This window comes from Streptomyces morookaense (genome assembly GCF_013030945.1).
Taxonomy (GTDB): domain Bacteria; phylum Actinomycetota; class Actinomycetes; order Streptomycetales; family Streptomycetaceae; genus Streptomyces; species Streptomyces morookaensis.
The window spans coordinates 1-18,174 of sequence record NZ_JABBXF010000061.1 but is presented as its reverse complement, the minus strand read 5'-3'; the positions used below and the strand labels follow the sequence as shown (position 1 = coordinate 18,174).

The window sequence follows — 18,174 nt, the reverse complement described above, 5'->3', positions numbered from 1 at the left end:
GTCGGGCCGCCCCTCGGGCTTGTCGTCCGCGGAACGTCAGACCTGGACGCGGCGCTCCACCACGTCGAGGATCTTCGCCAGGGCCTCCTCGCGCGGGATGCCGTTCTCCTGCGACCCGTCGCGGTAACGGAACGAGACCGTGCCCGCGTTCATGTCGTCGTCACCGACGATGATCATGAAGGGGACCTTCAGCTTCTGCTGGTTCCTGATTTTCTTCTGCATCCGGTCCGACGAGGCGTCGACCTCCACCCGCAGGCCCTTCTTCCGCGCCTCCGCGGCGAAGTCCTGCAGGTACGGCACGTGGGCCTCGCCGATCGGGATGCCGACCGCCTGGACCGGGGCCAGCCACGCCGGGAACGCGCCCGCGTAGTGCTCCAGCAGGACGCCGAAGAACCGCTCGATGCTGCCGAACAGCGCCCGGTGGATCATGACGGGCTGCTGGCGCGAGCCGTCCGCCGCCGTGTACTCCAGGCCGAAGCGCGCCGGCTGGTTGAAGTCGACCTGGAGTGTCGACATCTGCCAGGAACGGCCGATCGCATCGCGCGCCTGCACCGAGATCTTCGGGCCGTAGAACGCGGCGCCGCCCGGGTCCGGGACCAGCGGCAGACCCTGCTTCTCGGCCGCCTGGCGCAGCGCCTCGGTGGCCTCCTCCCACGCCTCGTCCGAGCCGATGAACTTGTCCGACTCGGGGTCCCGGGTCGAGAGCTCCAGCTCGAAGTCGGTCAGGCCGTAGTCGCGCAGCAGGTCGAGCACGAAGGTGAGGAGCGTGTCGAGCTCCTCCGGCATCTGCTCCTTGGTGCAGTAGATGTGGGAGTCGTCCTGGGTGAAGCCACGGGAGCGGGTCAGGCCGTGGACGACGCCGGACTTCTCGTAGCGGTAGACCGTGCCGAACTCGAAGAGGCGCAGCGGCAGCTCACGGTAGGACCGCCCGCGCGACTTGAAGATCAAGTTGTGCATCGGGCAGTTCATGGCCTTCAGGCGGTAGTTCTGCCCGTCGAACTCGATGGGCGGGAACATGCCCTCCGCGTAGTGCGGCAGGTGCCCGGACGTCTCGAAGAGGTTTTCCTTCGTGATGTGCGGGGTGTTCACGAACTCGTAGCCCGCGTTCTCGTGCTTCTTGCGCGAGTAGGTCTCCATCTCCTTGCGGATCACACCGCCCTTGGGGTGGAACACCGCGAGGCCCGGGCCCAGCTCGTCGGGGAAGGAGAACAGGTCCAGCTCGGCACCGAGCTTGCGGTGGTCGCGGCGCTCGGCCTCCGCGAGGAACTCCAGGTGCGCCTTGAGCTCGTCCTTCGACGGCCACGCGGTGCCGTAGATGCGCTGGAGCATCGGGTTCTTCTCGCTGCCGCGCCAGTACGCGGCGGCGTTGCGCATCAGCTTGAACGCCGGGATGACCCGGGTCGTCGGCAGGTGCGGACCCCGGCAGAGGTCCTTCCAGCACAGGTCCCCGGTCTTCGGGTCCAGGTTGTCGTAGATGGTGAGCTCGCCCGAGCCGACCTCGACATCCGCGCCGTCGTCGTGCGACGCGGAGCCCTTGAGGCCGATCAGCTCCAGCTTGTACGGCTCGTCCGCGAGCTCCTCGCGGGCGGCCTCGTCGGTGACCACGCGGCGGGAGAACTTCTGACCCCGCTTGATGATCTCCTGCATCTTCTTCTCGATGGCCTTGAGGTCATCGGGGTGGAACGGCTTCTCGACGCCGAAGTCGTAGTAGAAGCCGTCCTTGACCGGCGGGCCGATGCCCAGCTTGGCCTCGGGGAAGAGCTCCTGGACGGCCTGGGCCATGACGTGCGCGGTCGAGTGGCGCAGGATGTTGAGACCGTCCTCGGAGGAGATCTCGACGGGCTCGATCTCCTCGCCGTCTGCGACGGCATACGCGAGGTCCTTGAGCTCACCGGCGACCCGGGCGGCGACGACGGTGCGCTCGCCCGCGAAGAGCTCCGCAGCCGTCGTGCCCGTGGTCACCACGCGCTCTTCCCGCTCGGAATCGCGTTGGATGGTCACACGGACGTCTGACACCGGTCTCTCCTGACTCACGGGATGCTGCAGCGGTGCGCTGCGGGCTGAATCGTACCGAGCCGGGCCCGCTGCCCGCTAAACGGTCAGCCGTCTCCGTCCCTCTCCCCCAGCGCATCGAGATTCTCCTGCATCGTTTTGAGCAGCCGGTCGCGCTCCGCCTCGTCCACCTCCGCGGGCAGCACGCCGCCCGCGTCGGCCAGCCGCCGGAAGCCGCTGCGGCTCTCCAGCCGCCCGGTCACCCTGACCGGCAGGCCGAGCAGATGCGCGTAGCCGGCGATGCGGTAGTCCTCCTCGCCGAGCAGGGCCCGCACCTGGGTGACGTCCGCGCCGGCGAGCACCCGCAGCCGCACCGTCCCCGCTCCGTCCGGCGCCTCCCGGCGCATCCGCACCACGGTCGCGGTGAGCAGGACGGACACCGAGGGCTCGTCCCGGACGTACCGGGCGCCCGCCTCGCGCAGTGCCGGGAGGTCGCCCGGGCTGAACTCGACGGGCTCCGGCCGCGCGGCGAAGCCTCCGGGCGTACCGGCGGCGGGCGCCCACTCCACGCCGACGCGGATGCCCTCCGAGCCGCCGACGAGCGCGACCACGGCCTCGGTCAGCTCTCTGCTCACCCCTGCTGCGACGGCTGCGTCGAGGGCGTCCCAGCGCCCCGTGGCCCGCTGGTAGTCGCAGCCGTCGCGGGCCGCCTGCAGGGCGCGCAGCAGGGCGGTGACGACCGGGCGGGAGCCTTCGGCCGGGACGAACACGGTCAGTTCGCGGCCGCCCGCGGCGGGACCCACGAGCAGCGGCTCCAGCGCGGTCTCGGCGTCACGGCGGCGCCGGGCGCCGTGGTGGCCGGCCGGGCCGCGGGCGGCGAGGGCACCGGCGAGCAGCATGGCGCGGGCTCCCGCGCGCAGCCGCTCCTGCGCGGTCCAGGCCGCAGCGGGGACGCGGGGCTCGGGGATCCCGCGCCACCAGCGGATCTCGTCGCTGGGCAGGTGCAGGGCGATGAGGACGGCGCGCGCGGAGGGGGCGGCGCTGCGTTCGAGCGCGGTGAGGGCCTCGGCGAGCAGGTCGGCGCTGTCGGGGAAGGTGCTGTCCTCGGGGACGAGGAGGCTGGTGCCGGCGTCCTGGGGCGGGGTCCAGCGGCTGTAGTGCCCGTGGCTGCCGCCGCGGCGGCGCCAGCCGTGCCGGGCGAGCAGGGCGGCGAGAACGCGGGGGTCGGGCGGCGGGGCGGGCCGGTGCTCGGGCCGTTGATGCATCAGGGTCTCCCTCCCGCCCCGACCCGGTTCATGATCTCGCAGAGGGCGCGGTCGTCGAAGACGTGCGAGGCCGGTATCCGCACGGTGGTCCGGCGTCTGCCGGTCACGGGGTGCCCGGCGAGGTTGGTCCAGTAGCAGCAGTGCCGCAGTTCGAGGCGGTCGTGGCCGGCGCGGAGCCAGTCGTCCGGGGTCCGGGGCACGATCATCACGACGAGGATCTTGTGCACGGAGACCGGGGTGCGGGCGAGCTTGGCCAGGTGGTCGTTGTCGAGGGTGAACGGGAAGGACGTGCGGGCGCCGGGCACCGCCCGCCAGGAGCCGAGCTGGTAGGTGCACTTGAGCTGCACCTTGATGGTGACCTCGTCGTCGGCGGTGTGCCCGGGGGCGCTGTGGCTGACGTGCCAGTCGATGCCGTTGTCGGGAAAGGGCTGGGCGAGGGAGCAGCCGGCTGCGGCCGCCACCGCGTGCAGGTAGCCGATCTGCAGGGTCTCCATGCAGGCCGTGACGGCGAGCGTGCCGCGCACCGGCCCGGGCGGGGGAACCGGTGGGGTCAGCAGGCCGCTCGGCGGTGCGGCGGGGTCGGGCTGCGCGAGCGCCATGTCCGAAAGCCTTCCGGGCTCGCCTGTCCTGCGGTCCGTACATCTGTGTTGTCTCCGCACGAACTCACCGTCAAACAGGGGCGGTTCGGTCCGGACGACGGCCGGGTATCACCTGGCGGGGAGGGGAAACACGCCATTTGCCGGACAAGCGCGAGGAGTTGTGACATGCCGTGCTGGTTCGAAGGACCACTCGCCGCATTCGACACCGAGACCACCGGTGTCGACGTCGAACACGACCGGATCGTGTCGGCGGCGGTCGTGGCGCAGTCACAGGCGGGGGCCTCGCCGGTGGTGACGCGCTGGCTGGTCGACCCCGGGGTCCCGGTACCCGAGGAGGCGACGGCCGTCCACGGTCTGACGGAGGCCCATCTGCAGCGGAACGGCCGGTGGCCGTCCCCCGTGATGGAGGAGATAGCCCGGGCACTGGCCGGCCACGCCGCCCATGGTGTGCCGCTGGTGGTGATGAATGCGCCGTTCGATCTGACGCTGCTGGACCGGGAGTTGCGCCGGCACCGGGCGTCGTCCCTGGCCGGGTATCTGGCCGGATCGCCGCTGTGGGTGCTGGATCCGTGGGTGCTCGACAAGCACCTGGACCGCTACCGCAAGGGCCGCCGCACGTTGGTCGACCTGTGCGCGCACTACGGGGTGGAGCTGTCCGGGGCGCACGAGGCGGCGGCGGACGCGGTGGCGGCGCTGGAGGTGGTCCGGGCGGTCGGGCGGCGCTTCGCCTCGCGCCTGGACCGGCTGAGCCCGTCCGAGCTGCATGCGCGGCAGGAGGTGTGGCACGCGGCGCAGGCGCGCGGCCTGCAGGCGTGGTTCGCGCGCAACGGTTCGGACGAGCAGTGCGATCCGGCGTGGCCGCTGCGGCCGGAGATCCGCGCCGCGGCCTGACCGTCCGGCTGCAACGCACAAGGCCGGTCCGTCAGTTGACGGACCGGCCTTGCCGGGGTGGGCGATACTGGGATCGAACCAGTGACCCCTTCGGTGTGAACGAAGTGCTCTCCCGCTGAGCTAATCGCCCGGGTCGTTCCCGCGGTTTCCCGCGGCAACGCAGTGAACGATACAGGTGATCGCGCTGTTCCTTCAAATTCCGGGTGCCCCACGCTCCAGGCGGGCGCACAGTCCGCGTCGCCCGGCGCGCATCATCCACGCGTGATTGGCGAGAAAGAAGGGGCGGCCGGGCAGCGCGAAGCGCCGCATCAGGGGTTTGCGGACCTCCACTTCCTGTTCGAAGCGGGCCAGGCTGCCGGCCGGGCCGCGGTCCAGCACGGTCCAGCGGGCCCAGCCCTCCAGGTCGCCGGTCATGGCGATCTCCAGGACACGGGCGACGGGGTCGCGGCGGGTCTCGCGGGCGGTGACGGTCAGGTCGTACGGCAGGAACGAGCGGAAGCGCGCGGTGCCGCCGGTGTCGTCGACGGGGTCGACCCGCCGGACCTGCGGCCACCAGTCGGGATATTCCTCCGCGGCCTCGAGGACGGCGTAGACGGCGTCGGGGGATGCGGGCAGCGACCAGGCGTCGCGGAAGCGGTAGCGGTGGAGGGAGCGCCGGGGCATGCCGTCAGGGCACACCAAACGACCGAGGGCCCGCAAGGTGGCGTTCCTTGCGGGCCCTCGGTACCAGGGTGGGCGATACTGGGATCGAACCAGTGACCTCTTCGGTGTGAACGAAGCGCTCTCCCGCTGAGCTAATCGCCCGGGCGCACCGCAAACATTACCGCATGTCAGAGGGTGCGCCGAACCGTCTGAGGCAGGGCGGCGGAGCGGCGGCGACCGGTCCGTCACACTCCGTGTCCGCGGTCCTCGCGGCCGTCGCACCGCGGCGTCCACCGGGAGATTCCGAAAATGACCGGTTCGGCGGTATACACGGCGCCATGACTGGGCCGTCCGAGGTATCCGAAGAGCCTCAAAACGGTCAGAGGGGTTTACAACGGCACCGTAGGTGGCATGTCGATTTCGCCGACGTGCGAATCCCCGAGCGCACACTGAGCGAAAGGCCTTGGCGCTTATGAACACCACGGTCAGCTGCGAGCTGCACCTGCGCCTCGTTGTGTCGAGCGAATCCTCACTGCCTGTACCCGCGGGCCTGCGGTACGACACGGCCGATCCGTATGCCGTGCACGCCACCTTCCACACCGGAGCCGAAGAGACGGTCGAATGGGTTTTCGCCCGGGACCTGCTCGCCGAGGGCCTGCACCGGCCCACCGGCACGGGCGATGTCCGCGTCTGGCCGTCCCGCAGCCACGGCCAGGGCGTCGTCTGCATCGCGCTGAGTTCGCCCGAGGGCGAGGCGCTGCTGGAGGCCCCGGCCCGGGCGCTGGAATCCTTCCTGAAGCGGACCGACGCAGCCGTCCCACCGGGCACCGAACACCGTCACTTCGACCTGGACACGGAGCTCTCCCACATCCTGGCCGAGAGCTGACCTCCGGAGCGCACCGGCCCACTCGGGGAGGCAGTGCGCAGCACCTTGCACATCCGGCACCACACGGCGCCGTCGCCGCGGATCCTCCGCAGCGGCGGCGCCGTCGCGTTGCGCTCTTGCGGGCGCCGGTAAGGTCGGTGCCCGCGGTCGAACAGGTGCCGCCCCGGAACCATCCGCCCCGCCCGTCCCGTCCGCCCGGCAAGGGAGCGTCCGAATCCGTGCTGATCAACCATGACACCCGGTGTGCGCTGGATGCCGTCGTCGATCTTCTCAACAGCAGCCCCGGCGATCCGCAGGAGCTGCAGGGCTTTGTCGAGCGCCACGGGATCAGCGGGATCGGGGTCCTGCAGGAGGAGGACCTGCAGGCGGTGCTGGCCGTCCGGGAGAACTTCGCGCAGGTCTTCGACTCCGAGGCGACGCCGGCCGCGGCGGAACTGCTCAATGCGCTGATCGCCGGAGCGGGCACCACGCCGCGGCTGACGGATCACGACGGCTACGACTGGCACATGCACTACTTCGCGCCCGGCGCCTCCGTAGCCGAGCACCTGGCGGCGGACGGTGGGATGGCGCTCGCGTACCTGCTCGTGGCGGGCGAGCGCGAGCGGCTGCGGCGCTGTGCGGCGCCGGACTGCGGGCGGGCCTTCGTCGATCTCTCCCGGAACCGCTCGCGCCGCTACTGCGACGGCCGCACATGCGGGAACCGGCTCCACGTGGCCGCGTACCGGGCGCGCCGCCGGGAGGCGGCGGACTGAGCGTCACCACCGGTAGAGGTCGTGCACCGCGGTCACCAGGATCAGGGTGGCTATGAAGGTCAGGAAGAACATCAGGGGCGGTTGCGACAGTGCGAAGAGGCAGCCGCGCGGTTCCTCGGTGATCTCGGCCGGTTGTTCGTCGTTCATCTCCGTCGATCATGGCGCAGCCGGGACCCGGTGCACCGGCGAACACGCAAACTCGGCAGGGGAGTTCGTCAGATCCCGTGCTTCTTGAGGATCGCCTCGATGTCGGAGAAATCCTCCCCGTCCTGAGCAGGGGCCTTCGCCTTCGCCCTGCCCGCCGGACGCTCGGTGCGGGCGGGGCCGAGCGAGGGCGCGGAGGCGGCGGGGGCCACGGCGTCTCGCCCCGCGGCGGCGGCCGCGGCCCGGCGCTCCTTGCGGCTGCCTCCGCGGCGGCGCTCGACGGCCCTGCTCGCGGCGAACAGCACGGCCGAGAGCGCGAGCACGGCGAAGCCGGCCCAGACGGACGGCTTGAGGACGAGTCCGGTGAGCCAGTCGACGACGCCCGTCAGGACCAGCCCGATGGGGATCAGGGCATAGGCGGCGATGCGCGTCGCGGCGAGGAAGCGCTTGCGGTAGGCCGTCAGCGCGGCGATGCCGAGGCCGGCCGCGGACACCGCGGCACATACGGTCGAGGTCAGCATCCGGTCCTCCTGTCGTGACGGTCTTCTGCCTCCATCCTGCACCGGCCCGGACCGCGCGGGCCACGCCCGGCCGGGGGCTCAGGGAGATCTCCGGGTCGTCTCCGGGGCGTTCTCCTCCCCGGGACCGAGATCCCCGCGCCCCCTGCGGGCTGGGAGACTGGTCCCATGAGCGACACCGACACCACCGCCCCCGTCGTCCTCGACGTCTGGTGCGAGCTCCAGTGCACCGACTGCCGTACCGCCCTCGACGACCTGCGCGCGCTCCGCGCCCGGTTCGGCGAACGGCTGGAGATCCGGCTGCGGCACTTCCCGCTGGAGAAGCACAAGCACTCCTACGCCGCCGCGCAGGCCGCCGAGGAGGCGGCCGAGCAGGGGCAGGGGTGGCCGTACGCCGAGGCGGTGCTGGCCCGCGCCGAGGAGCTGGAGAAGCGGGGCGAGCCGCTGCTCACCGAGGTGGCGGCCGGGCTCGGGCTGGATGCCGAGGAGATCGACACCGCGCTGATCGACGGGCGGCACATGCTGGTGGTCGACGCGGACCAGGCCGAAGGCAAGGCGATCGGGGTGACCGGTACCCCGACCTATGTCATCGGCGGGGAGCGGCTCGACGGCGGGAAGAGTCAGGAAGGGCTGCGGGAGCGGGTCGAGGAGATCGCGGAGCGACTGCTGGCCGGTTGAACAGTCGGATCAGAGCAGTTCCTTCGACAAGTGGTACTCCTCCGGTTCGTAGCCCAGTGACTCGTACAGCCGGCGTGCCGGAGCGTTGTCGGCGAAAACGTTCAGCCTGAGGCGGTCCGCGCCGGCTGCGCGGAGCTCGGTCTCGGCCAGGAGCATCAGGGAGCGGCCATGGCCTTGGCCGCGGTGGGCGGGGTCGACCTCGACCCGGTAGACAAAGCCAGCAGGGCTGCGCAGGGCCGCCCACAGGGTGCCCACGGGGGTGCCGTGGTGGGAGAGGACGCGCAGCAGCATGCCGTCCGTGGCGGGGCCGTCGGGGAGCAGGGCGCGGTGATCCGCCTCGGCATGGGCCTGTGCCCGGTCGGCGGGGACGCCGTACGCGGTCCAGCGCTCCGCGTACTCCGCCCGCGCGGCCGGCTCCCAGACCGCGAACTCCGCCTCCGTCATGGGCCGTCCGCCGGTGCCGTCCGGCAGGGACGGCGGCTCGGCGGACAGGGGCTTGCCCATGGTGCGGTTGCGTTCGGTGTAGCCGAGCGCGGTGGCCAGCGGCAGGCCCGCCGCGGCCTGTCCGGCGGCGACGCAGACCTCCACCCGCCGGCAGCCCCAGCCGCGCAGCACCTCCTCGGCGGCGAGGGCCGCGACCGTGCCCCGGCCGCGGCGCCGGTCGGGCACCTCGACGGCGAGCCGGACGATCCGTCCGACACCGGGTCCGAAACGCCGGTCGGTGGCGAGGTCGATGCTGCCGACCGGGCGGCTGTTGACACGGATCTCGTACCGGCGGGACCGACCGCCGTCGTCGGTGCGCTGTTCGGGGGCAGCGGGGCGCAGGGTGGTGGTCACCTTCGTGTTGTACCGGCCCCGCGGCCGTACGTCACCGGCTTTACGGATCGGGAACGGTCGCCGCGTGCCCGTCGAAGACCCGCATCGCCTCCGCCGTCACCGGGCCGGGCGCGGCGGGGAGCCGGCGGCCGTCGAGGGTGTGGACGGCCTGGACGTCGCGGGTGCTGGAAGTCAGGAAGACCTCCTCGGCATGCTCCAGGACGTCGAAGGGCAGGTCGGTCTCCTTGGCGCCGAACCATTCCAGGACAAGGGCGCGGGTGATGCCGGCGAGGCAGCCGGAGGCCAGGGGCGGGGTGTGCAGTTCGCCGTCGAGGACGACGAAGACGTTGGAGCCGGTGCCCTCGCAGAGCCGTCCCGCGGTGTTGGCGAACAGGGCCTCGGAGGCGCCCTGTTCGCGGGCCCGGGCGAGGGCGACGACGTTCTCGGCGTACGAGGTGGACTTGATCCCGGCGAGGGCGCCGCGCTCGTTGCGGGTCCACGGGACGGTGACGACGGCCGTGCTGTCCGGGCGGCGGGGGACCTCGGTCAGGGCGACGAGGAGGGTCGGGCCGCCGTCCCCGCGGTCGGAGTTGAGGGGGGCGAGGCCTCCGGTGCAGGTGATGCGGAGTCTGCCCAGGGGTGCCGGATTGGCGTCGAGCACGGCCTCGCAGGCGGCGCGGACCTCGTCGAGGTCCGGCTCGGGCAGGCCGATGCCGCGGGCCGACGCGGTGAGCCGGGCCAGGTGCCGGGTGAGCGCGAAGGGCCGGCCGTCGGTGGTCTTGAGCGTCTCGAAGACGCCGTCGCCGACGGTGAGGCCGTGGTCGAAGACCGAGACCCTGGCGTCCGCGGGGTCGCACAGGGACCCGTCGAACCAGATCTTCACCGGATTCTCCCTTCGGTTCTCCCTCCGAGCGGCTGGTGCGTGCCCGACGCTATCGCCAGCAGCCGGGCCGCCTTGAGTTCCGTCTCGGCCCACTCCCCCTCGGGGTCGGACCCCCAGGTGATCCCGGCACCGGCGCCGAAGCGGAGCACGGGACCGCCGACGGCGGCCCGGTCGATCCAGAAGGTGCGGATGCCCACGGCGAGTTCACCGGTGCCGCGGTCGGCGTCGACCCAGCCGACGCCTCCGCAGTAGGGGCCGCGGGGGGCGGTCTCCAGGGATTCGATGATCTGCAGGGCGCTGGCCTTGGGGGCACCGGTGACCGAGCCGGGCGGGAACGTCGCGGCGAACAGCTCCGCCCACTCCCGTCCGCGGTGCTCCTCCGCCATCTCGCCGCGGACCGTGGAGACGAGGTGCACCATGCCGGGGTACGGCTCGACCGCGCAGAGCGCGGGGACGGTGACGGAGCCGGTGGCGCAGACGCGGCCGAGGTCGTTGCGGACCAGGTCCACGATCATGACGTTCTCGGCGAAGTCCTTCTCCAGCAGCTCGTCCGCGGTGCGGGCGGTGCCCTTGATCGGCCCGGACTCGACCGTCGTGCCGGTGCGGCGCAGGTACAGCTCCGGGGAGGCGGTGGCGACCTCCACGCCATGGGCGGGCAGCCGCACCGTGCCCGCGTAGGCGCCGGGGTTGCCGCGGGCGAGCAGCGCGGTGAGGGCGTCGACGTCGGCGGCGGCCGGGTCGGGCAGGGGCGCGCTCAGCACCCGGCAGAGGTTGGCCTGGTAGACCTCGCCGGCCGCGATGTGCTCGCGGATACGGCGGACGCCCGCGACGTAGGCGTCCCGGTCCAGCGAGCTCGTCCAGGCCTCCGGGGCGGGCCCGCGCCAGCGGCCGGGGTCCGGGGCGGGGGCCGGCGCGGGCCGGACGTCGGCGAAGCGGGCGCAGCGCAGGCCGCCCTCGAAGTCGGCGACGACCGCCCACCACCCCGTGGATTCCAGTGCGGCTGGGTCGCTGGTCACGTCGCGCAGGTCGGTCGCAAGCAGCCCGCCGAAGCGGGCCATGGGAGTCAGGTCTCGCACGTCAACGAGTCTATGGCGCGGTCCTCCGGCCCACCCGGGGACGGGATCAGCGCAGCACGCTGCGGAAACGGAATTTGAGCTGGCGCAGGAATCCGCTAGAGTTCAACACGTCGCCGGGACGCGGAAGCGGGCCGGTGGGGGCACCTCCCAGCGTTAGCTGGGGGAGGCAAACTGCGGACGTGGCTCAGCTGGTAGAGCATCACCTTGCCAAGGTGAGGGTCGCGAGTTCGAATCTCGTCGTCCGCTCGATGTGGGGGATCTTCCCGACCCCCCGCTCCTGGTGGAGTGGCCGAGAGGCGAGGCAACGGCCTGCAAAGCCGTCTACACGGGTTCAAATCCCGTCTCCACCTCCAAGGACGATTAGCTCAGCGGGAGAGCGCTTCCCTGACACGGAAGAGGTCACTGGTTCAATCCCAGTATCGTCCACTGGATCCCCATGGATCTTCCCCGCGCGATTAGCTCAGCGGGAGAGCGCTTCCCTGACACGGAAGAGGTCACTGGTTCAATCCCAGTATCGCGCACGCAGCACTCCCCGGACGATTAGCTCAGCGGGAGAGCGCTTCCCTGACACGGAAGAGGTCACTGGTTCAATCCCAGTATCGTCCACTGGATCCGCAAGGATCTTCCCCGCGCGATTAGCTCAGCGGGAGAGCGCTTCCCTGACACGGAAGAGGTCACTGGTTCAATCCCAGTATCGCGCACAGTGATCGGCCGGAGGCCGGAGCACCGCACGGTGTTCCGGCCTCCGGCTTTTTGCGGCGCCGGCCCGCACACACGCTTGGCCGGGCACCTCCCCAGGTACCCGGCCAGTCGTGCCGTCCGCCGCACCCCCGTCCCCACGGGGTCAGTGCCGGTCTGTCCCCGGCCCGGGCCGCTCTCCCGGGCCGGGGGCGCGCTCAGCGCCCCAGCATTCCGGCCACGGACGACGCCTGAGTGACGACGGCGTGCCAGCCGCCGAAGGCCACCGCGAGGAAGGCCGCCAGGGGCAGCACCATCACCGTGGCCACCAGCGGGTGGCGGGTCGGGGAAGGGCGCTCGCCGAAGACGTCCGCGGCACCGGGCGACTGCGCCCGGGCGGCCGTGCTGCGCCGTGCGGTGTCCGACATGCGCTCTCCTTCCTCCGTTCCCTGCCTGTCCGTCCCGCTGCAGGGGCGGCGGGCGTCCGACCTCGGGGGACGAGTGCTGTCGCCCGCCGCTTGAGCTCAACAGTAGGCGCGGGCCGCGGGCCGGACGTCATGCCCGCGTACCGCTTGCCGGGCCTCCCCGAGGATGAGGCCGCGGGCCGGGCGCTACTCCCCTGGGTGGAGAACACGGGTCCGCACCTGGGGGACTTCCCGGAGGCGCACGCCGGCGCGGGGCCGCCGCGGCGGGTGACTTCGATCACTCGGCCCCGGCCCGGGCTCCGCGCCGCCCCGTCCCCGGCCGCTTCCCGCGCCCGCGCCGCCCGGCCGGGCGGCCGGGGCCGTCAAACCCCCTTCTCCCACGGCTTCTTGGCACCTCCCCCGGGTCCGGCGGCCCGCAACCGGCGCCCTGCGCCCCCGCTTCGGGCCCCCGGCCGGGCACCGGCAAACCCGTTGCCGACGCATGCGCGGCCTCTCAGCGCGCCCGGCCGTCAATCCGTAAGCTGTGCCACGTCAGATGCCACGTCAGACGCCGGGCGTGCGACGGGCGGCCAAGTGGGGCGGTCCCACCGGAGGTAGGGGACGAAGATGACGATGATGCGGCTCCGGCGCGAGGACCCGCGTGTCGTCGGCTCGTTCCGGCTGCACCGGCGGCTGGGCGCGGGCGGCATGGGCGTGGTCTATCTCGGCTCCGACCGGCGCGGCCAGCGCGTCGCGCTGAAGGTGATCCGGCCGGACCTGGCCGAGGACCAGGAGTTCCGTTCGCGGTTCGCCCGCGAGGTGTCGGCCGCCCGGCGCATCCGCGGCGGCTGTACGGCGCGGCTGGTGGCCGCCGATCTGGAGGCGGACCGGCCGTGGTTCGCCACGCAGTACGTGCCCGGTCCCTCGTTGCACGACAAGGTGAACGAGGAGGGGCCGCTGTCGGCCGCTCAGGTCGCCTCCGTCGGGGCCGCGTTGGCCGAGGGGCTGCTGGCGGTGCACGACGCCGGGGTGGTCCACCGCGACCTCAAGCCGTCGAACATCCTGCTCTCGCCCAAGGGCCCCCGCATCATCGACTTCGGGATCGCCTGGGCCACCGGCGCGAGCACCCTCACCCACGTGGGCACGGCCGTCGGCTCGCCCGGCTTCCTCGCGCCCGAGCAGGTGCGCGGTGCCGCGGTGACGCCGGCCACGGACGTCTTCGCCCTCGGCGCCACGCTGGCGTACGCGGCCACCGCCGACTCTCCGTTCGGGCAGGGCAGTTCGGAGGTCATGCTCTACCGCGTGGTGCACGAGGAGCCTCAGCTCATGGGCGTGCCCGATGCGCTCGCGCCGCTCCTTCACGCATGTCTGGCCAAGGATCCCGAGGACCGGCCGAGCACGCTGCAACTGTCGCTGCGGCTGAAGGAGATCGCCGCGCGCGAGGCGCACGGGCTGTCCGAGGTCCGTCCGCCGGCGCCCCGGCGCGAGCCGGAACGGCCGCAGGGGCGGCGGGCCGAGGAGTACGAACGGCAGCGCACCGAGCGACAGCCGGGCAGCTCGCCCACGCCGCGTCCGCAGGCCCGGAAGCATCCGCAGCCGGCCGAGACGGTCCGCGCGCCGCGGCCCCCCGTCGCGGGCCGCAACGGCACGCGCCCCGGCCCCCGTCGCCCGGGTCCGGACCGGCGGCTGCTGCGCCAGCGGCTGATCGTCTTCGTGGTGGTGACGCTGCTCGTCGCCCTGGGCATCGCGGCGGCACAGGGCTGCCAGGGCCCGACCCACACGAACGGCCAGTCGGTCTCACAGGTGGAACCGCGCCCCGCAGGGGCGCGGGGAACTGCGCGACAAGCCACAGCGGATCCGCAGGCGGGGCACAACGCTCAACTTGCCGGGCGCCCCGACGTCACCGCGTAAAAGGCAACCGCCGCCGCGGCACCGACATTGAGCGAATCGATCCCGTGCGCCATGGGGATCCGCACCCATTCGTCCGCCGCCCGCAGCGCACGGGCCGACAGCCCCTCGCCCTCCGCCCCGAGCATGAGCGCAACCCGCTCCAGCCGGTGCGGCGCCGCCGCATCCATGGACGTGGCCTTCTCGTCCGGCGTCAGGGCCAGGATCCGGAAACCCGCCTCGCGCAGCGTCTCCAGGTCACGCGGCCACGTCTCCAGGCGCGCGTACGGCACCGAGAAGACGGCGCCCATCGAGACCTTGACGGAGCGCCGGTAGAGCGGGTCGGCGCAGTCCGGGGAGAGCAGGACCGCGTCCATGCCGAGGGCGGCGGCGCTGCGGAAGATGGCGCCGATGTTGGTGTGGTCGTTGACCTTCTCCATCACGGCGACGCGGCGCGCCCCGCGCAGCAGCCCGGCGGCGTCCGGCAGCGGCTTGCGCTGCATGGACGCCAGGGCGCCGCGGTGCACGTGATAGCCCGTCACCCGTTCGGCGAGCTCGGGCGCGACGGCGTAGACGGGAGCCGGGGACTCCTCGATGACGTCCCGCATCGTGTCGACCCACTTGGCCGAGAGCAGCATCGACCGCATGGCGTAGCCGGCCTGCCGGGCACGCCGGATCACCTTCTCGCCTTCGGCGATGAACAGGCCCTCGGCCGGTTCGCGGCGGCGCCGGAGCTCGACGTCGGTCAGGCCGGTGTAGTCGTGCAGCCGCGGGTCGTCGGGATCCGTGATGGTGATCAGGTCGGCCATGCTGGTGTGCTCTTCTCGGTTGTACTGAACGTGTCCGGCGCCACGGCGCCCCGTCAGGGGCGCCCCCTACGGGGCGGGGTACCGCACGACCTCGCCGATCACGATGACCGCCGGTGGGCGTATGCCCTCCGCCTTCACGCTCTCCCCCACCGTGGCGAGCGTCGCGTCGACGCGGCGCTGCGCCGCCGTGGTGCCCTCCTGGACGACGGCCACAGGCGTGTCCGCCGTGCGGCCGTGGCGGATCAGGGTCGCGGCGATCCTGCCGATGTTCTCCACCGACATCAGGAGGACGAGCGTGCCCTGCAGCCGGGCCAGGGCCTCCCAGTCGACCAGGGAGCGCGGGTCGTCGGGGGCCACGTGCCCGCTGACGACCGTGAACTCGTGTGCCACACCGCGGTGGGTGACGGGGATGCCGGCCGCGGCCGGCACGCTGATCGAGCTGGAGATGCCGGGGACGACCGTGCACGGGATGCCGTGCTCGGCCAGGGCCTGCACCTCTTCCATGCCGCGGCCGAAGACGAACGGGTCGCCGCCCTTGAGGCGGACGACGGCCTTGCCGGCCTTCGCATGCTCGATCAGGGCGTTGTTGATGGCCTCCTGGGCCATGAACCGGCCGTACGGGATCTTCGCCGCGTCGACGACCTCGACGTGCGGCGGGAGTTCGTCCAGCAGGTCGCGCGGGCCCAGCCGGTCGGCGATGACGACATCCGCCTCGGCGAGCAGCCGGCGGCCGCGGACGGTGATGAGGTCCGGGTCGCCGGGTCCGCCGCCGACGAGGGCGACGCCCTTGTGCCGGGGACGGTGGTGCGGGGCGGCGAGCGAGCCGTCGCGCAGGCCCTCGACGATCGTGTCGCGCAGCGCCGCCGAGCGGCGCGGGTCGCTGCCCGTCAGGACGGCGACGGTGACGCCCTCGCTGCGGCCGGTGGCCGGGGTCCAGGCGGAGGCCGCCGAGGCGTCGTCGCTGCGCACGGCCCACACGCGGCGGGCCTCGGCCTCGGCGGAGGCAGCCGCGTTGGCGGCGGGGTCGTCGGTGGTGATCAGGGCGTACCAGGCACCGTCGAGGTCGCCGTCGCGGTAGCGGCGGCGCTCCCAGCGCAGCTCACCGGCCTCGGCCATGGCCTCCACGGACGGGGTCGCGGAGGGCGAGACCAGCAGGACGTCCGCACCGGCCGCGATCAGCGCGGGCAGCCTGCGCTGGGCCACCTGGCCGGCGCCGAGGACGACGACGCGCCGCCCGGCAAGACGGAGTCCGACGGGGTAGGGGGCGTGCTCGGCCATGGCGGTGCGGCCTCTCGTAGTGCGGTACGGGTTCGTCGGCGCACACGCCGTTGTGTGCAGGGGAAGCGGGCGGGCGGGGCACACCCCCTGAGGGCGTACCCCGCCTGCGACGGGTCCGTCAACCCTTCTCCGTCACACCCGCGGTGTCGAAGGTGGCCACCTCGTGCATCGCGCGGGCGGCGCTCTGCACCACCGGCAGGGCCAGCAGTGCACCGGTGCCCTCGCCCAGGCGAAGGTCCAGGTCGACGAGCGGGCGCAGCCCGAGCTTGGTGAGCGCGGCCACGTGGCCGGGCTCCGCGCTGCGGTGCCCCGCGATGCATGCGGCCAGCGCCTCCGGTGCGATGGCACGGGCGACCAGGGCGGCCGCGCCCGCGCTCACGCCGTCCAGGATCACCGGCGTGCGCAGCGAGGCGCCGCCGAGGATCAGGCCGACCATGGCGGCGTGCTCCAGGCCGCCGACCGCGGCGAGCACGCCGATCGGGTCGTCCGGGTCCGGCTGGTGCAGCTCCAGGGCGCGGCGCACGACGTCGACCTTGCGGGCGTGCATCTCGTCGTTGATGCCGGTGCCGCGGCCGGTGATCTCGGCGGGGTCCGCGCCCGTGTAGACGGAGATGAGGGCGGCCGACACCGTCGTGTTGGCGATGCCCATCTCGCCCGTCAGCAGCGCCTTGTTGCCGGCCGTGACCAGGTCGCGGGCCGTCTCGATGCCGGTCTCGACGGCGCGCAGCGCCTCCTCGCGGGTCATCGCGGGGCCGGTGGTGAAGTCGCTCGTACCGGGCCGGATCTTGCGCGGCAACAGGCCGGGGGTGCTGGGCAGTTCGGCCGCCACGCCGACGTCCACGACGCAGACCTCGGCGCCGACCTGGTTGGCGAAGGCGTTGCAGACCGCCCCGCCGCCCAGGAAGTTGGCGACCATCTGGGCCGTGACCTCCTGCGGCCAGGCCGTGACGCCCTGGTGGTGCACGCCGTGGTCGCCCGCGAAGATCGCGACAGCGGCCGGCTCCGGGATGGGCGGCGGGCACTTGCGGGACAGGCCGCACAGCTGCGCCGAGATGATCTCCAGCATGCCGAGCGCGCCGGACGGCTTGGTCATCCGCTTCTGGCGCTCCCACGCCTCGCCGAGCGCCTTGGCGTCCAGCGGGCGGATGCCGCGCAGGGTCTCGGCGAGCAGGTCGTGCGGGTCCTCGCCGGGCAGGGCGCGGCGCCCGTACGTCTCCTCGTGCACCACCCACGACAGCGGGCGGCGCTTGGACCAGCCGGCCTGCAGCAGCTCGGGCTCGTCCGGGAATTCGTCGACGTAGCCGATGCAGAGGTAGGCCACGACCTCCAGGTGTTCCGGCAGGCCGAGGGCGCGGACCATCTCGCGCTCGTCGAAGAAGCTGACCCAGCCCACGCCGAGGCCCTCCGCGCGGGCGGCGAGCCAGAGGTTCTCCACGGCCAGCGCCGAGGAGTACGGGGCCATCTGCGGCTGGGTGTGCCGGCCGAGGGTGTGCCGGCCGCCGCGGGTGGGGTCGGCGGTGACGACGATGTTGACGGGCGTGTCGAGGATGGCCTCGATCTTCAGTTCCTTGAACTGCTTGGCCCGGGCCTTCGGCAGCGACTTGGCGTAGGCGTCGCGCTGCCGGGTGGCCAGCTCGTGCATCGTCCTACGGGTCTCCGCGGAGCGGATGACGACGAAGTCCCAGGGCTGCGAGTGCCCGACGCTCGGGGCGGTGTGCGCGGCCTCGAGGACGCGGAGCAGCACCTCGTGCGGGATGGGGTCGGTGCGGAAACCCTTGCGGATGTCGCGGCGTTCGCGCATGACGCGGTGGACCGCTTCGCGCTCGGCGGCGGCGTACCCGTCGGCCGGGGGGCCGGCCGGTTCGGCCGCGGCGGGCGGCTGGGCGTCCGGTTCGGCTGCCTCGGGGGCGGCGTCGGCCTGCGGCTGCGCCTCGGCGACCGGGGCCTGCGGCGCCGGCTCGGTCCGTGCCGGGGCG

18 protein-coding genes and 8 tRNA genes are annotated in these 18,174 nt (G+C 72.8%); 11 read left to right on the top strand and 15 right to left on the bottom strand.

Annotation, left to right across the window (positions count from 1 at the left end):
* Positions 1–36: 36 nt before the first annotated feature.
* From thrS to HG542_RS24030, 3 genes are all read right to left on the bottom strand, one after another.
* The gene (gene thrS / locus HG542_RS24040; RefSeq protein ID WP_171084791.1) at positions 37–2,016 is read right to left on the bottom strand and encodes a threonine--tRNA ligase; all 1,980 of its coding nucleotides are present in this window, start codon (positions 2,014–2,016) and stop codon (positions 37–39) included.
* 83 nt (positions 2,017–2,099) lie between these two features.
* The gene (locus tag HG542_RS24035) at positions 2,100–3,257 is read right to left on the bottom strand and encodes a serine/threonine-protein kinase (protein WP_171084789.1); all 1,158 of its coding nucleotides are present in this window, start codon (positions 3,255–3,257) and stop codon (positions 2,100–2,102) included.
* Positions 3,257–3,856, bottom strand: a complete 600-nt coding sequence (locus tag HG542_RS24030) for a DUF4365 domain-containing protein (protein WP_171084787.1) — start codon at positions 3,854–3,856, stop codon at positions 3,257–3,259. Before HG542_RS24030 ends, HG542_RS24035 begins: the two co-directional genes overlap by 1 nt.
* 165 nt (positions 3,857–4,021) lie before the next feature.
* On the opposite strand from HG542_RS24030, the gene HG542_RS24025 reads away from it, so the two are divergent.
* Positions 4,022–4,747 (top strand): 3'-5' exonuclease, encoded by a 726-nt coding sequence (locus HG542_RS24025; RefSeq protein WP_171084785.1) that lies wholly within the window; start codon positions 4,022–4,024, stop codon positions 4,745–4,747.
* A gap of 58 nt (positions 4,748–4,805) precedes the next feature.
* Here HG542_RS24025 and HG542_RS24020 read toward each other — a convergent pair.
* The 3 genes from HG542_RS24020 to HG542_RS24010 all read right to left on the bottom strand — a co-directional run bounded on the left by HG542_RS24020 (position 4,806) and on the right by HG542_RS24010 (position 5,551).
* Positions 4,806–4,877: transfer RNA gene (locus HG542_RS24020), tRNA-Val, on the bottom strand.
* A 62-nt stretch (positions 4,878–4,939) separates the two neighbouring features.
* A complete protein-coding gene (locus tag HG542_RS24015; protein WP_171084783.1) occupies positions 4,940–5,410 on the bottom strand; it encodes an SRPBCC family protein in 471 nt (156 codons plus the stop codon).
* Between the two features lie 69 nt (positions 5,411–5,479).
* Positions 5,480–5,551: transfer RNA gene (locus tag HG542_RS24010), tRNA-Val, on the bottom strand.
* Between the two features lie 310 nt (positions 5,552–5,861).
* Here HG542_RS24010 and HG542_RS24005 point away from each other — a divergent pair.
* Together HG542_RS24005 and HG542_RS24000 are read left to right on the top strand one after the other, a co-directional pair.
* The gene (locus HG542_RS24005; protein ID WP_003959770.1) at positions 5,862–6,275 is read left to right on the top strand and encodes an SsgA family sporulation/cell division regulator; all 414 of its coding nucleotides are present in this window, start codon (positions 5,862–5,864) and stop codon (positions 6,273–6,275) included.
* A 218-nt stretch (positions 6,276–6,493) separates the two neighbouring features.
* On the top strand, positions 6,494–7,027 hold the full coding sequence (locus HG542_RS24000; protein ID WP_171084781.1) for a CGNR zinc finger domain-containing protein: 534 nt from the start codon (positions 6,494–6,496) through the stop codon (positions 7,025–7,027).
* A 3-nt stretch (positions 7,028–7,030) separates the two neighbouring features.
* Here the strand turns inward: HG542_RS24000 and HG542_RS23995 are convergent, their stop codons facing one another.
* Positions 7,031–7,174 (bottom strand): hypothetical protein, encoded by a 144-nt coding sequence (locus tag HG542_RS23995; RefSeq protein WP_171084779.1) that lies wholly within the window; start codon positions 7,172–7,174, stop codon positions 7,031–7,033.
* A 68-nt stretch (positions 7,175–7,242) separates the two neighbouring features.
* On the bottom strand, positions 7,243–7,692 hold the full coding sequence (locus HG542_RS23990) for a hypothetical protein (protein ID WP_171084777.1): 450 nt from the start codon (positions 7,690–7,692) through the stop codon (positions 7,243–7,245).
* 165 nt (positions 7,693–7,857) lie between these two features.
* Here HG542_RS23990 and HG542_RS23985 point away from each other — a divergent pair, with 165 nt between their 5' ends.
* On the top strand, positions 7,858–8,367 hold the full coding sequence (locus HG542_RS23985) for a DsbA family protein (RefSeq protein WP_171084775.1): 510 nt from the start codon (positions 7,858–7,860) through the stop codon (positions 8,365–8,367).
* Between the two features lie 9 nt (positions 8,368–8,376).
* Here HG542_RS23985 and HG542_RS23980 read toward each other — a convergent pair whose 3' ends face one another.
* The 3 genes from HG542_RS23980 to HG542_RS23970 are packed head-to-tail and all read right to left on the bottom strand — an operon-like array spanning position 8,377 to position 11,124.
* The gene (locus HG542_RS23980) at positions 8,377–9,204 is read right to left on the bottom strand and encodes a GNAT family N-acetyltransferase (RefSeq protein WP_171084773.1); all 828 of its coding nucleotides are present in this window, start codon (positions 9,202–9,204) and stop codon (positions 8,377–8,379) included.
* Between the two features lie 40 nt (positions 9,205–9,244).
* Positions 9,245–10,066 (bottom strand): aminotransferase class IV, encoded by an 822-nt coding sequence (locus tag HG542_RS23975; RefSeq protein ID WP_171084771.1) that lies wholly within the window; start codon positions 10,064–10,066, stop codon positions 9,245–9,247.
* Entirely contained in the window at positions 10,063–11,124 is a 1,062-nt protein-coding gene (locus tag HG542_RS23970; RefSeq protein ID WP_171084860.1) for a chorismate-binding protein, read from the bottom strand. The genes HG542_RS23975 and HG542_RS23970 overlap by 4 nt, the downstream gene beginning before the upstream one ends.
* Positions 11,125–11,315: 191 nt before the next feature.
* On the opposite strand from HG542_RS23970, the gene HG542_RS23965 reads away from it, so the two are divergent.
* From HG542_RS23965 to HG542_RS23940, 6 genes are all read left to right on the top strand, one after another.
* Positions 11,316–11,388 (top strand) — tRNA-Gly (locus tag HG542_RS23965).
* Between the two features lie 33 nt (positions 11,389–11,421).
* Positions 11,422–11,495: transfer RNA gene (locus HG542_RS23960), tRNA-Cys, on the top strand.
* Position 11,496: 1 nt separating this feature from the next.
* A tRNA-Val gene (locus tag HG542_RS23955) sits at positions 11,497–11,568 on the top strand.
* Between the two features lie 23 nt (positions 11,569–11,591).
* Positions 11,592–11,663, top strand: a tRNA-Val gene (locus HG542_RS23950).
* 13 nt (positions 11,664–11,676) lie between these two features.
* Positions 11,677–11,748: transfer RNA gene (locus HG542_RS23945), tRNA-Val, on the top strand.
* Between the two features lie 23 nt (positions 11,749–11,771).
* A tRNA-Val gene (locus HG542_RS23940) sits at positions 11,772–11,843 on the top strand.
* A 195-nt stretch (positions 11,844–12,038) separates the two neighbouring features.
* Here HG542_RS23940 and HG542_RS23935 read toward each other — a convergent pair.
* Positions 12,039–12,248, bottom strand: coding sequence for a hypothetical protein (locus HG542_RS23935; RefSeq protein ID WP_171084769.1), 210 nt, complete (start codon positions 12,246–12,248; stop codon positions 12,039–12,041).
* Positions 12,249–12,851: 603 nt separating this feature from the next.
* On the opposite strand from HG542_RS23935, the gene HG542_RS23930 reads away from it, so the two are divergent.
* On the top strand, positions 12,852–14,135 hold the full coding sequence (locus HG542_RS23930) for a serine/threonine-protein kinase (RefSeq protein ID WP_171084767.1): 1,284 nt from the start codon (positions 12,852–12,854) through the stop codon (positions 14,133–14,135).
* Here HG542_RS23930 and HG542_RS23925 read toward each other — a convergent pair.
* From HG542_RS23925 to cobT, 3 genes are all read right to left on the bottom strand, one after another.
* Positions 14,102–14,920, bottom strand: coding sequence for a TrmH family RNA methyltransferase (locus HG542_RS23925; RefSeq protein WP_171084765.1), 819 nt, complete (start codon positions 14,918–14,920; stop codon positions 14,102–14,104). The genes HG542_RS23930 and HG542_RS23925 overlap by 34 nt on opposite strands.
* Positions 14,921–14,986: 66 nt before the next feature.
* Positions 14,987–16,198 carry a uroporphyrinogen-III C-methyltransferase gene (cobA, locus tag HG542_RS23920; protein WP_171084764.1) on the bottom strand — a complete coding sequence of 404 codons (1,212 nt, stop codon included), beginning with the start codon at positions 16,196–16,198 and terminating at the stop codon, positions 14,987–14,989.
* Between the two features lie 118 nt (positions 16,199–16,316).
* The coding region (gene cobT, locus HG542_RS23915) for a nicotinate-nucleotide--dimethylbenzimidazole phosphoribosyltransferase (RefSeq protein WP_171084762.1) at positions 16,317–18,174 on the bottom strand (1,858 nt) is incomplete at its 5' end.

What these genes read in the sequence shown, in the direction of transcription:
- HG542_RS24035 (WP_171084789.1), bottom strand. Translation starts at nt 3,257, where the DNA reads ATGCATCAACGGCCCGAGCACCGGCCCGCCCCGCCGCCCGACCCCCGC.
- HG542_RS24030 (WP_171084787.1), bottom strand. Translation starts at nt 3,856, where the DNA reads ATGGCGCTCGCGCAGCCCGACCCCGCCGCACCGCCGAGCGGCCTGCTG.
- HG542_RS24025 (WP_171084785.1), top strand. Translation starts at nt 4,022, where the DNA reads ATGCCGTGCTGGTTCGAAGGACCACTCGCCGCATTCGACACCGAGACC.
- HG542_RS24015 (WP_171084783.1), bottom strand. Translation starts at nt 5,410, where the DNA reads ATGCCCCGGCGCTCCCTCCACCGCTACCGCTTCCGCGACGCCTGGTCG.
- HG542_RS24005 (WP_003959770.1), top strand. Translation starts at nt 5,862, where the DNA reads ATGAACACCACGGTCAGCTGCGAGCTGCACCTGCGCCTCGTTGTGTCG.
- HG542_RS23995 (WP_171084779.1), bottom strand. Translation starts at nt 7,174, where the DNA reads ATGAACGACGAACAACCGGCCGAGATCACCGAGGAACCGCGCGGCTGC.
- HG542_RS23990 (WP_171084777.1), bottom strand. Translation starts at nt 7,692, where the DNA reads ATGCTGACCTCGACCGTATGTGCCGCGGTGTCCGCGGCCGGCCTCGGC.
- HG542_RS23985 (WP_171084775.1), top strand. Translation starts at nt 7,858, where the DNA reads ATGAGCGACACCGACACCACCGCCCCCGTCGTCCTCGACGTCTGGTGC.
- HG542_RS23970 (WP_171084860.1), bottom strand. Translation starts at nt 11,124, where the DNA reads ATGGCCCGCTTCGGCGGGCTGCTTGCGACCGACCTGCGCGACGTGACC.
- HG542_RS23935 (WP_171084769.1), bottom strand. Translation starts at nt 12,248, where the DNA reads ATGTCGGACACCGCACGGCGCAGCACGGCCGCCCGGGCGCAGTCGCCC.
- HG542_RS23930 (WP_171084767.1), top strand. Translation starts at nt 12,852, where the DNA reads ATGACGATGATGCGGCTCCGGCGCGAGGACCCGCGTGTCGTCGGCTCG.
- HG542_RS23925 (WP_171084765.1), bottom strand. Translation starts at nt 14,920, where the DNA reads ATGGCCGACCTGATCACCATCACGGATCCCGACGACCCGCGGCTGCAC.
- cobA (WP_171084764.1), bottom strand. Translation starts at nt 16,198, where the DNA reads ATGGCCGAGCACGCCCCCTACCCCGTCGGACTCCGTCTTGCCGGGCGG.